Origin of the sequence: Streptomyces herbicida (assembly GCF_032656585.1) — a bacterium.
GTDB lineage: Bacteria > Actinomycetota > Actinomycetes > Streptomycetales > Streptomycetaceae > Streptomyces > Streptomyces herbicida.
This window is the reverse complement of sequence record NZ_JAUYWJ010000036.1, coordinates 36,014-48,572: the sequence shown is the minus strand read 5'-3', so window position 1 is coordinate 48,572 and position 12,559 is coordinate 36,014. Positions and strand designations below refer to the sequence as shown.

The following is a 12,559-nucleotide window of genomic DNA, read 5'->3' as shown; positions in this document are numbered from 1 at the left end:
GTCTGATGGCATTCACCATGGCCATCCGACAGGCGGCCCCTGATGGGGGAGTAGACGGTGCGTCAACTCGTCACGGCGCGAGCCGCACGCGGATGCCCAGCGTCCGGTCCGCTCCCCGCAGCCAGCTGTTGAAGATCATGAGGCGGCCGACGATGCCGTACTTGCGAGCGATGAGTGAGCGGTAGCGGGCGCCGGTCGCCGCGTCGGTGATCTCGGCGGTGGCCGGGACCGGGTCGCCCGTCGGGTCGCCGCGCAGGTCGCAGGGGCCGACGAGGTGTTGCCGCGAGCTCGGATCCGCTTGACTTTCCCGGAGTGGGCGGGGGTCCGCACGCCCAGCGTGTCTCGGTCGCGCACCACCCACACGTCCTGTCCGGCCGCGAGCACCGCCTGGCCCAGCGAAAATCTGGTGAACCGACCCGGGCAACGCAGGGTCCAACTCGACCCACCGTCCGTCTGCCGGTCTGCCGCCCGGGATCGGTGCCTCAGGTGGCGGCCGGCACTCGCCTGGACCTGAGTGCGGTGGAGTGCGCCCAGACGATGACGATCGAGAGGACGAAATCCAGGAGGGCGGAGGCGAGGAAGACTCCCGCCGGGCTGGGCATGCCGTGCCGGGTGAAGGAGACCAGCCGCCCGATGCCACCGAGGAAGATCGGGACGGCCAGGAAGTAGACGAGTACTCCCTGCCATCGGATCGTTGCCGCCACCCAGGCGAACAGGGGAGCCCAGCCAACGTAGACACCCGCCAGGAAGCGGTGCGCGTTGTCCGCGTCCGCCGTGCCCGCTGGGCCTCCCTGCGCCATTTGCCGCAGGCCGTCGCCGAGCGCGATGGCAGCGGCCAGCAGGAGGCAAACACGGACGATGGTGTTGGCTGCTGTCACAGGGGTGCTGACCGCCATCATGGCTCCTTGCTTGTCTCGGAGTTGGGCCCGGTGTTGGTGGTTAGGCCTGCTCGGTGGGGCGTACGAGCAGTTCGGCGACGGCCACGTGCCGGGGGCGGGTGACGATGTAACCGACGGCGTCGGCGATGTCCTCGCTCTGCAGCCGCTCGATGTCGCCGAGGCCGGCGCTGAGCAGTTGCTGGACGACGTCCGAGTTGTGGGTGCGCAGTTCGGTGTCGACGCTGCCCGGCTCGACGACGGACACGCGGACGTGCTGCTTGGCCAGTTCCTGGCGCAGCGCCTCGCTGAAGCCGGTGACGCCGAACTTGGTGGCGGTGTACACGGCCATCATGGCGTAGGCGTTGCGGCCGTTCAGCGAGCTGATGTTGATGATGTCGGCGACCTGGCGCGGCCCCTCGGCGGCGGCCTTGACCAGGTGGGGGACAGCCGCGTGGGTGGTGTGCAGCAGGCCCATGAGGTTGATGTCGACCATGCGCTGCCAGTCGTTCAGGTCGGCGCCGGGGGTGGGGCCGAGCAGCATGAGGCCGGCGTTGTTGACCAGGGTGTCCAGGCGGCCCAGGCCCTCGACGGTCCGCTCCACGGCTTCCGCGGCGGCCTGGGAGGTGGTGATGTCAGCGGGCACGACCAGGGCCTTCCCGCCGGCGTTGGAGATCTCCCCAGCGAGGTCGGTGAGCCGGTCCTCGCGTCGGCCGACCAGGGCCACGGACGCGCCTTCGTGGGCAAGCTCCAGCGCGGTGGCATGGCCGATACCGCTGGACGCTCCGGTGACCAGAGCGACGGTTCCTTCAAGACGACGAGTCATCATTCAAACCTTTCGATGCGCGGCACGGCCACCTTGCTGCGGGCCGTGCGGATAGGGATAGGGGGAATACGGACCTGCTGGTCGGGCCGTACGGGGTGGAGGCCGCTCAAGGCCGAGCCAAGGGCACAATGGGGAAGTGAGCATCACTGGGCAGAAGACCACCAACACCGGACGTCACGGGACCAAGGCTGCGGGAGACCTGCCGCCTCGAGAGCGCCTCGTGCAGGCCGCGTCGCGGTTGTTCTATTACGAGGGCGTCCGCGCGATCGGCGTGGAGCGGCTGATCGCCGAGGCCGGGGTGACGAAGGCGACCTTCTACCGGCACTTCGCCTCCAAGGACGACTTGGTCGTGGCCTATCTGCTGACCAAGGACGCCTACTACAAGGAGGTGGCCGAACCGCTGGCCGCCGGGCACCCGCCCGCGGAGGCGATCGACCTGATCTTCGAGGCGATCGCCGAGCACGCCCGCGAGCGCGGCTTTCGCGGATCGCCGTTCCTGAACGCGGCCGCCGAGTACCCGGACGCCGACCATCCTGTCCGCGGCCTGGTGGCATCCCACCGGGACTGGATCCGCACTCTCTTCCGGGAGTTGCTCACCCGGGTCGGCCGCACCGACCCGGAGTCGGCCGCAGGTGCGCTGCTGATGCTGTACGACGGCGCCATGGCCGCCGGCTACCTGGACGACTCGGCGACCGCCCACAAGACCCTGCTGGACGCGGCCCGGCTGATCCGATCGGGCGGCTGATCCCATCGAGGCCGCGCGAAACACCGGCCCTGTGTCGGAGCCCGGGCGAGCCGGGGCGCGGGTTGGCTTCATGGATCTTTTCATCTCTGTTCGACGTGCACCGGGACCCACTGGCAGTTGCTTCCCTGGTTGACAAGCCCGCCCGGAAGGCAGAGATGCCGTCCGGAAGAGGTAGGAAGACCGGTCGTTCTCCCTGTCGAAGATAGCCCCACTGGCGTCCACGCGCCAGCGGGTGGCCTGTTTGTGGGATCCCTCACCGGGTGTGGACCAGGGGGCCGGAAAGAAGGCATGTCGCCCATTCGCCTCCAGAGGCCCGGAAGCGCATTGCCCGGTCGGGTCCGGCAGGACTCGCAGCGAAAGTTCTACAGCGGGTGTGCGGCGGTGGCCCGGTTTGTGGTGGGCCTGAGTTTGCCCGATTCCGCCCGCCTGGCTGACGTGCGCCCGCATCGGACCCGAGGCGGAGCGGGAGGGCAGGTGAGATTGGGTAGCCTCCGTGCCCGAAAGGCGGGGCAAGCAGGTCCGTTCAATGCCCGCCTGCTCCGCCCGCGTCGTCAGTGGGGCCCGGCGGGTCCGCGACGAAGAGCCCGCCTCGTTTTGGTCGAGGCGGGATTCGGTTCATTGCCTGCATCGATTCAGCAGGGAAGCTCTCATGGGTCAGGGTTTGCCTGGACGTTTTCCATTGCCAGAAGCATGAACTTGACCCACCGGCTCGACCATGGACTCACCGAAGCGGTAGATGGACATTCGCAAGCGCGATGTAACCATCCCAGGAGCCCCGACCACCTCGACCGCCGGAGTCGCCCGCTTCGGGGATGGGGCGGGGACGAGGAAGCGCGGTTCCTCGATGCTCGCGGCCTGGCTGGCCGCGACCACACCGCCTTCCGGCCTGACGATTTTCGGGCGACCCCCAACCGCCGTCACACGAAGATCGACGGTCACGCTGAGTACGCGACCATAAAGAAGTGAACCAGAACCCATTCTCTCTCGGTTACGAAGCCACATGATCAGATGTCACCTCAGCACCGTGACCGGAACGGTACTCGGCGAGCAGCAGGGCGATGTCGTCGGCTCGGTACGAGGAGTCCCGGGCGTTGTGCAGAAGCCGGTCGGCGAGTTCGTCCAGTGAATCCGCAGGGGCGTGGGCCAGGGATGCTCGCAGGCCGTCGATCCCCACGTTGATGTCGGCGTCGCGTCTTTCGACCAGTCCGTCGGTGTAGAGGGCGAGGACGGACCCTGGCGGGAGGTCGATCCGGGTTGCTGGATAGGCGCTTGCGCGATCCACACCGAGGAGTGGGCCGACGTTCAGTTCAAGGGCGTTGGTCGTCGCGTCGGGACGGCGAAGCAGGGGTGGGGGGTGGCCGGCCGTGACGGCGTAGGCGTGGTGGCCGTGGGGTTCGTGGTGGATGTAGCAGCAGCTGGCCAGCAGACCGGGGTCGAGGTCGATGAGGGTCCGGTTGGCGCCCGCCATCACATCGCCAGGCGTATGACCTACTGCGGCGAAGGCCCGTACGGCGCTGCGCAGCTGGGCCATGGTGGCCGCGGCGGCGATGCTGTGCCCCTCGACGTCTCCGATGACAAGACAGACCCCACTAGCGGTGGGGATGACGTCGTACCAGTCGCCACCGATGTCCATTCCGCTGGTGCCGGGCAGATAGCGCGCGACGGTGCGGATACCCGGGACAACTGGCAGCCGGTGCGGCAGGAGCGCCTGCTGCAGGCCGCGCGCGAGGGCGAACTCCGAGTCGTAGAGCCGCGCTCGTTCCAGGGCCTGGGCGATCAGCCCGGCCAGTGCGGTGAGGACGCCACGGTCCTTCTGCGTGAATCGGTGGATCTCGTCGAAGCCGAGGACGCAGGTGCCGACAGGGCGGCTGGAGGCTATCAGCGGCAGATACGCCCAAGAGCTCACTTCGCCCGTGGGGATGCCCGGGTAGCCCTGGGAGAGGTCCTGCTGCGACTCGATGAAAAGCGGAGCGCCGGAGGTCAGGGTTTCCGTACCGGGCAGGCAGGCATGCAGTGGTACGCCCTGCAGCCAGTCGAGGAAGTCTTCGTGGTGGCCGGTGTGGTAAAGCAGATCCATCGCTTTGTCGCGGACCACGTAGATCGCCAGCTGCTGGCCTCCGAAGGCTGGTAGGAGCTGGTCGGAGATGACTTCGCAGACTTCGCGGGCGGTGACCGCCTCGGTCAGCGCGCTGCCCAGCTGCAGGACGTGGTACATGACGCCCAGGCGCGCCGGTGTGGCAGCGGTTGCTGTCTCGGCCGAGGAGGCTGATGGCGTTGAGGTCGAGGGCGGATGGCCGGAGGGCACCACCCGGCCGGTTACTCCGTCCGCCTCCGGATGGAGGGAGAAGGCGAGCCACCGGTCGGGCGGTCGGCAGGCGAGGAAGGAGACCGGCGCCTGCGAGATCATCGCGGACCGGTGCCGGTACTCGACCTCGGGATCGGACAGCCACGGCAGCACGTCCGAGAGAAACTGACCCAGCAACTCGTCGCCGCGCACACCCAGCAACTGCAGGGCGCTGTGGTTGGCGTAGGTGACCCGCCCGTCGGGGGCGAGGGAGAACACCCCGTCCCGCAGCCGTTCCACCGCGGCGACGGCCGCGCTGCCGGCCTGCGCGTCGACGACCGCGCCGACCAGGTGGTTGTGTGCCCGCGCGTTGTCGGCCTTCGGTGCGAGGCCCCACAACTGGACCGTGCGGTACTCCTCGCCGTCGCCCCTGCGATTCCGTATGCGCAGGCGGCGCGCTGTGATCCGGCCCTCGGCGGCTGCCGCGCGGGCGGCCGCTCGAAGGGCGGCGCGGTCGCCGGGGTGCAAGCAGGAAGCCAGCGTTTCGGCTCGTCCGTCGAAAGCACGGGGGGCGAGACCGAAGATCGTGCAGAGCTCGTCGTCCACGGTGAAGGTGCCGGTGACGAGGTCCCAGTCGAACAGGCCGGCCCTCACGGCCGGTGCCGAGGGAGCTGGGGTCTCGACGGGAATCGTCTGTGGGTCGCACTCGACCGGATCGCCGGTACGGGCGCGGAGCTCGGCGAGGGAGGCACCGAGCCGTTTGGCGATGGTCCGCAAGTGGCGGCGCTGGGCCTTGGACAGCCCTTCGCTGCCGGGTGACGCAGCCCAGACGATCGCCAGCGCCCCGAAAGTCTCCCCACCTGCGGCTACCGGCACGGAGCAGGAGCCGAAGGCGTACGGCAGAGCGACCGCTAGCTGAGGAAACCGGCGCATCGTCTCGTCGGCGTCGGCGAGGTGGACCGTGCGCCCGGAGCAGTAGGCTGCGGCGGCCGGGATCGGACTGCTCACCGGAATGAGGTGCCAGCCACCGAGCAGAGAAGGTGGCACCCCGCACGTCGCGGCGAGCACGATCGACCGGCGGTCGCGGGAGCGGAGAAAGACGCTCCCGGCGTACGCGCCGGTGCCTCCGACGGCTTCGACGACGGCAGCAGCGAGGAGATCCTCACGCTCCGCCGTCTCGCCGGCGATCGTTTCGTGCACAGTTCCAGTGTGCGCAGGTCGGCCCACCGGCCCAAGGCGGCAACCCAGCGAGACGCATCGGTCACAGCTCGCAGGGCCCGTCGCCGCGATCCGGCTATGGCTCCGCCTGGGGTCCGCGGGACACCCCGGGCAAGATCGCAAACCGTTGACAGCACGGTGCACCTGTACGGTCCGGCCGCAAGTCGGCACTCCCATACCTGACAGCTACTGAGCGTCACCGAATGCTCAGGATCACCCGGATTTGCTCCGAGGGTGCTCATGATCCGCAGGCAGTGCTCACCGAATCGCGGATCCCACGTCGCGCACCGTCGTGCCCGAGCGGTTGAGGAGCTCGATGATGAGCTGCGTGGTCTTTGTCTCCAGCGAGCAGTCCAGCGCGTGGTTGACGTGCTGTACGCGGGTCATGGCTGTGGCTTGCGCCCGAACAGTGCCGTATGCGGCTGGCGACGTCTACTCTGGTGTAGCCGTCCCGGTGGCGTTCCCCCGTGCCACCGGGACGTCTTTCATGCGGTCCAGCCGGCCTGGCCGGCTTTCCGCGCCGGCACGGTCAATGGCCGGAGAAGATTTCCTTCACCTCGCGGATTGCGTAGTAGACGAGCACGTATCCGGCGGCTGGGTCGGCCCACCACCAGCCGAGTGCGGTGTTGAGGAGCAGCCCGAGCAGGACGGCTGCGGCGAGCAGGCCGTCGATCAGCGTCACGCGGCCCTCGGCAGTCAGCACCGGGTTGTCGAGCGCCGCTCCCGTGCGGGACTTGCCGAAAGCGAGCGCGAACATCACGGCGGCGGTGATCGCGGTCCAGCCGATGCCCAGCGGTGAGGAGCAGGGGTGAAAGGCGGTGGCCACGACCCAGGTGGATTGCATCAGCAGGTACAGGGCCAAGGCCGCGAAGCCGACACCGATCAGCCGCAGCGCGCGACGCCGGCGGGCCTTGCCGGTGCCGGACAACTCCCAGACCACCACGATGGAGGCGCCGATTTCGATCAGGGAGTCCAGGCCGAACCCGGCGAGCGCGACCGAGCGTGCCGACACGGCGGCCACAGCGAGGACCGCGATGCCGATCACGTTCCAGCCGAGTGTTACGTATTCCAGCAGGAAGCCGCGGCGGAGCAAAGCCGCGCGGGTGGCATCATGGGCGAGCACCAGTGGAGTCTCCCAGGCCGCACAGGGCTTGGTCTTGCCGAAGACGACGACGAATCCGTTGTCCATATCTCCGTACCGGTCGGTGTCCCGCTCAACCGTCGGCAGCTGCCCTCTGAGTTGACGCGGACGTCCAGGACGGACAGCCTCACACTGACATCCAGCAGTAGAGCTGATCGCCGGCGTCGCGAGCCCGCCTGGCAAGCAGGATGAGCTCTTCGGTCAGTGGCTGCATGTCTTCGACGCGTGCCCCCCCCGCAGTTGCTCCGCTTGCACCCCACCGGGCAACGATGGTCGCTACTTCGGAGTCGCGTACTCCTGCCAGAGTTTCCCCTGCCAGTGGATGGAGTTCTGATACCCCACGGTCCCGTCACCCACGGGTCGTCCTCGGCCCCGGGGCCGTTTGGGCCGGGAGCTGGGGAGGTCGGCCACACGGTCGTTTCCTTCCCCACGTCCACTCGCCACTCAACCTCATGGATGGCAGCGATCAGCTGGGCCAAAACGACGGTCGGGTCCACGCACTTGGCTTCGACTCCGTCGAACGCAGGCTGGCAACGGACCCGCCCCGGCACTACCTGGCGTAGATGACGGGACGGGGGGCCGTGAATCCGTACGGGTATCACCGCCCGCCGCAAGGTGCCGGGCAAGCCTCCCCGCCGACCGCCCGCCCCTCCTGGCGGAGGCGTGGGCGGTCATACGTCGGGTCATGGGGGCGTTGAGCTTTCGAGGTCATCGGTCGAGATTCACGTCCTTCGTCTCTGGCGTCGTCACGTACGTCAGCAACGACACCAGGCACAGCACGCAGATGTACCAGGGGAACCAGGCGCCGTGGCCGTGTTCTGTCAGTTGTTCCACCAGGTAGGGGGCTGTTCCGCCGAACAGGGCGACGACCAGCGAGTAGGGCATGCCGAGACCGACCGAACGTACCTGGGTGGGGAACAGTTCAGCCATCGCAGTGGGTGCTATGGCCGCGTAGCAGGCGAAGAGCAGCAGCCCGGTGGTCATGGCTACCAGGAGGGACCAGACGGACGACGAGTCGAGCAGAGCGAACAAAGGGACGCTCAGCAGCGCGAAGGCGGCCGCGAAAATACTCAGCAGCGGTTTGCGGCCGATCTTGTCCGACAGGATTCCCAGCAGCGGAAGCGCCACGATCATCGCAGCCTGGGCCACGACCGAGACCCAGAGCGCAGCGGCGGTGGAAATACCGTGGGTATGCTGCGAATAGGCGGGAAGATAGGCGAGGAAGGTGTAGTAGACGACTGTCGCGCCCAAGGTGAATCCGGCCACACGCCACCCGCTCAAGGGATGCCTCCGCAGCACTTCCCAGGCCGGGCGGCGCACCCGAAGGTCCTGACCTACGAGATACGGTCCGGTTTCGTTCAGGGAGCGTCGCATATACATCGCGTAGACGCCGAGAACCGCGCCCAAGGCGAACGGAATACGCCATCCCCATTCCTTCATTCCCGTTTCACCGAGCCGCGCGAGTTCCGCCTCAGCGAGGAGTGTGGCGGCCAGGTTTCCGAGTGTTCCGTTCAGATAGATGAAACTTGAGTAGAAGCCGCGGCGGCCCTGGGGCGCGACTTCGGCGAGGTAGGTCGCGGAGGTTGCCATCTCCCCGCCGGTGGACAGCCCTTGGCAGATGCGCGCAACAACCAGCAGTACTGGCGCCAGCACGCCAGCACTGTCGTACGTAGGGCAGACCGCGACGAGCAGGCTGCCGCCCGCCATGAGGAGCATGGACAGGGTGAGCGCGCTGCGGCGTCCGTGTCGGTCGGCGAAGCCGCCCAGCAGGATCCCGCCCAGCGGCCGGAAGAAGAAGCCGACCGCGAAAATCATCAGCGCGGACAACTGTGCGGCTCCGTCCTTCCCGGAGGGAAAGAAGCGGTCCGAGAAGAAGACGGAGAAGATCACATACGAGTTCCAGTCGAACCATTCCAGAGAATGTCCGACGGAGGCCACCACAAGACCGCGGCGGGACATGCGTCGGTGCCGGTCGTCAGGTATAGGACGAAGTCCAGTCGGACCGTCGCTGTACGGCACGCGGCCTCCCCGCACCCGATGATTTCCCCCCGGCATCGCGAGCCGGGTGTATTGCAGTTCTACCGTTCCGGACAGCGACCCCGCAGCCACATCGACGAAAGACGTCGACAGATCATTATCGAACACCGTTCCGGATTTGGGGTGGGAAATTGATTCGGGTGTCGGATGTGGTCAGAGCTTCGCCAGCACAATCATTTCGCCGGGAGGCCGGTCTCCGTGAGCCCGTTCCTCCAGCAGGGTCGCGCCGATCGCGATGCGGCGGAAATCCGTGCCTGCCTCCGGCGCGCCGAGGGAGTCAGCCTCGGCCGCGAGGCACAGCGCCGCGATCCGCAACTCCCCCGCGATGACGGGAGTGATCGGGGCGCGGCCGTCGAAGGCCGACAGCGCGGCCTGCTCGAACTTCCGGGTCACCACATCCGCCCAGCACAGCTCGGCAAGCCCGCCCTGCGCTGTCAGGTCGCGGCCATGGATCGTCAGGCAGGCTTCCCGCGCACGGTGCGCCAGGTCGTCCGGCGACACGCGCCAAGAGGTGCTTCCGTCCCAGGTCCGCAAAGCGAACCTGCGCGCGAACGAGTCCGTCCAGGAGTCCGGCGGCACGCCCGCACGCAGCATGCGGGTCACCGTGGACGACAGCGCGACGCCCATGCTCTGCTCGAGCGCCCGGTCGAATGCATGGTCACCGTCGGGAATCAGGCCGGGCACCCGGAGGACGGGGAGTACGAGACCGACGGCATCGGTCCGGTCGACCGCCTCTCGGGTCCGCAGCGCGTCAACCAGTGCGTGTTGCAGCCGGGCGGCAGTGGCACCGGCGCGCTCACGCTGCGCACCGCCATCGATCGCGTCCCCGAGCCCGTCGGCAAGGGCCTGTAAGGCCGTATGCCGGTCGCCGGGTTCCGGGTCCAGCGCCCGTATGTGCCGGAGTGTCTGTACGAGGTCGTGGACGTGGTCAAGCGCCTGCTCGACCGCCACCCCGGGGGCCGGGCGGAGACCGGCCGCGCCATTCAGCAACACATGTACGGTGACGAGCGCCCGGAGCAGCAGTAGTCGGACCAGGGCCGGTCGGGTGCGCCGCAGGTCGTCACCGACGCGCCCGAGCATGGTGCCCGCGTCCACTTCGTACGGATCAGGTGTGCCGGGTGCGACCCACAGCCGGGGTCGGTCCTGCTCGCTGTCGGATGCGTGCCACAGTCCTTGGGCCGGCATACTCCGTCGCACGGCGGCGGTGCCGCGCCGGACTGCCGGGTCTTGGACCTCGGGAAGGCTGGGCAGGCGATAGCCCGGGCCATCGCTCGTGATGCCGTTGAGCCAGCGTACGAAGGCGACGACCTGCCCTGCGCGGACCCCGGTGACCGGCAGTTCATTGTCCGGGCCGCCCGGAGCAGGCTCGGGAGCCCCCTCGCGTGCGACCTCGCCGTCGGGCGGCGGGGCCCCGGTGTCCGACCGGAACAGTCTGTAAAGACCCCGGGTCACCGGCCGGAGGCAGACCCGGCCGCCGCCCTGTGTCCGTACGAGGGCGCGTAGTTGGCGCGTCGCCGTGACCTCGGCCATCAGCCGCAGCCGCGCGGCACCGGTGTCGGCGCCGGACCCGTACGTGGAGGTGAGTAGTTCGTCGAGTCGGCTGCGCAGGCGCGGATCGAGATGGCTGTCCTGCTCGACACAGTCGAACGCGAGCGACAGCGCGGTGACGCTGCCCGAGGCCAGACATGCCTCGACAATGGCGTCGGCATCCGACCCGACCACGTACAGCAGCGTGGTCTCGCGCCACCACACGTCGTCGACGGTGGCGGCGAGCAGCTCGGCACGTGCGGTGTCGTGCAAGCGCGCGGCCGCAAGGTACTCCTGGAATGTGTGGTGGGCGAAGGCGTACCGGCCGCTTTCCCGTTCGATCAGTAGGCCGTGGGTGCTCACTTCGGCGAGGAACTCCTCGGGCGACAGGTCGGGGGACATCCGGCGCAGCAGAGGTTCAACCTCGGTGAGGACCGCGGGACGAGGGAGGTCTCGTACGCGCTGTTCCTGCATCGCCAGGGCGAGGTGGCGCAGAAGGATCTCCCTCCGGTCACCGCTCAGCGCGCCGGAGACGCCCTTGCTCTCCTGTCTGCGCCACAGAATGACTTCGCAGATCTCGCCGTACAGCCGCTTGCGGGTCCCGGGCAGCGCCCCGCGATGGCGGTGGACGTTGGCGATCATCGTCAGCAGCAGGGGGTTGATGGTCAGGTCGAGCAGGGCCGGGTTTTCGTTCAGCCGTTCCAGGAGGTTTTCGGCGGCCGTCCGGGCCACGCGCCGGACCGCCGTGTCCTCCGTCCTCGCGATGAATCGCTCGACCGCGAGGTACCAGCCGCGGACGAATGCCTCCACCTGCTCGTCGGTCAGGCTGCGTATTTGCAGGACGGCCGCGCCGTTGACGGGCGTCGACAGATACCCCTGCGGGCGCGAGGTGATGACGTAGTCGTTCTCCGGATACCGCGCGACTTGCCGCTGCACCCAGGAGGCCACGGCCCGCCGGTCGTCCTGGCGCGCGACCTCGTCCAGCCCGTCGAGCAGCACCACGCAGTGGCCGGCCTCCAGTTTCTGCTCGAACCAGCCAGCCGGTTCGTACACGCCTCGATCCAGCGTTTCGCGTACCAGGTCGGCGAGGGTCACCTGTGGTGAGGCCAGTACAGCGGATACATGGTCACGGAGGAAGAGCAGGATCGGGACGGGGCGGCGGCGTCCCCGGGGAGCCTGACAAATCTGCCGGGCGGTGCGGCGCAGCAGGGTGGTCTTCCCGCTGCCGGGGGCTCCGATGATCGCCAGTGCGACGGGACGACGGCTGTCGAGGAAGTCGCCCAGCGCGTGACGGTCGGTCACGTCAGGCGGGAAGTGGTCCAAGACGCTTTGCCCAGCGTCGCTGGGCGCCCGGTAGGTGAGGCTGAGGTGGATGTACACCTCGTCGAGCTCGGGCGTGTAGAAGCCGATCGTCGGCAATCCCGTCAGGTCTACATGACGGACCCTGCCGAGCAGGACGGCACGGTAACGCCGGGGGAAGCGCGACATGCGCCGCCCCAGTATCTGGTCGAGGTGGTCGGCGATCCGGAGCTGCCGTCGCTTGGCCACGTCGCCGACGATCCGCCCCCCGAAGGCGGCGAGGACGACGGCGCATTCGTATGCCACGAGCAGCACCACGGTCGTCATAGGGAGACTCTCCACGGGGGCCCGCCGCAGCCCCGCCACGATGACGGGAGGAACAACGGCTGCGGCCACGAGGCCGACGATTCTGCTCTGCACAGACGCCAACGCTCCTACAGCAAAGGGTGCTTCGCCGACCCGGCCTGCGCCGAGCCGTATCGTGTTTCATTACCGTCAGGGGGTTGGGGGTAACTCTTCCTGGGGGAGCACATTTTTGCGAGGGAACAGCATCGGGGTGGGGGCAGCTTCGTTCCAGTGAGGGAGTTATCAAGTTGAGGGGCGCGAT

At 68.3% G+C, this 12,559-nt stretch carries 8 protein-coding genes and 1 pseudogene; 1 reads left to right on the top strand and 8 read right to left on the bottom strand.

The window, feature by feature from the left end; translation table 11 throughout:
• Positions 1-70: 70 nt before the first annotated feature.
• The 3 genes and pseudogenes from Q8A52_RS44700 to Q8A52_RS44690 form a co-directional block, all read right to left on the bottom strand.
• A pseudogene (locus Q8A52_RS44700) lies at positions 71-363 on the bottom strand (PPOX class F420-dependent oxidoreductase); the annotation flags it as partial.
• A 119-nt stretch (positions 364-482) separates the two neighbouring features.
• Complete coding sequence (locus Q8A52_RS44695) at positions 483-899, bottom strand: DUF4345 domain-containing protein (RefSeq protein WP_316763463.1); 417 nt, start codon at positions 897-899, stop codon at positions 483-485.
• 40 nt (positions 900-939) lie between these two features.
• Positions 940-1,701, bottom strand: coding sequence for an SDR family NAD(P)-dependent oxidoreductase (locus Q8A52_RS44690; RefSeq protein ID WP_316763462.1), 762 nt, complete (start codon positions 1,699-1,701; stop codon positions 940-942).
• A 136-nt stretch (positions 1,702-1,837) separates the two neighbouring features.
• Between Q8A52_RS44690 and Q8A52_RS44685 the strand changes: the two genes are divergently transcribed.
• Positions 1,838-2,446 carry a TetR/AcrR family transcriptional regulator gene (locus Q8A52_RS44685; protein ID WP_316763460.1) on the top strand — a complete coding sequence of 203 codons (609 nt, stop codon included), beginning with the start codon at positions 1,838-1,840 and terminating at the stop codon, positions 2,444-2,446.
• Between the two features lie 988 nt (positions 2,447-3,434).
• Here Q8A52_RS44685 and Q8A52_RS44680 read toward each other — a convergent pair.
• The 5 genes from Q8A52_RS44680 to Q8A52_RS44660 form a co-directional block, all read right to left on the bottom strand.
• Positions 3,435-5,930, bottom strand: a complete 2,496-nt coding sequence (locus Q8A52_RS44680; RefSeq protein WP_316763457.1) for a SpoIIE family protein phosphatase — start codon at positions 5,928-5,930, stop codon at positions 3,435-3,437.
• 276 nt (positions 5,931-6,206) lie between these two features.
• Positions 6,207-6,335, bottom strand: a complete 129-nt coding sequence (locus tag Q8A52_RS44675) for a hypothetical protein (RefSeq protein WP_316763455.1) — start codon at positions 6,333-6,335, stop codon at positions 6,207-6,209.
• Between the two features lie 142 nt (positions 6,336-6,477).
• On the bottom strand, positions 6,478-7,137 hold the full coding sequence (locus Q8A52_RS44670) for a cation transporter (RefSeq protein WP_316763452.1): 660 nt from the start codon (positions 7,135-7,137) through the stop codon (positions 6,478-6,480).
• Positions 7,138-7,797: 660 nt separating this feature from the next.
• Positions 7,798-9,027 (bottom strand): MFS transporter, encoded by a 1,230-nt coding sequence (locus tag Q8A52_RS44665; RefSeq protein ID WP_316763449.1) that lies wholly within the window; start codon positions 9,025-9,027, stop codon positions 7,798-7,800.
• Between the two features lie 252 nt (positions 9,028-9,279).
• Positions 9,280-12,279: an NACHT domain-containing protein gene (locus Q8A52_RS44660; protein ID WP_316763447.1), complete on the bottom strand. Its 3,000-nt coding sequence runs from the start codon at positions 12,277-12,279 to the stop codon at positions 9,280-9,282.
• Positions 12,280-12,559: the final 280 nt, after the last annotated feature.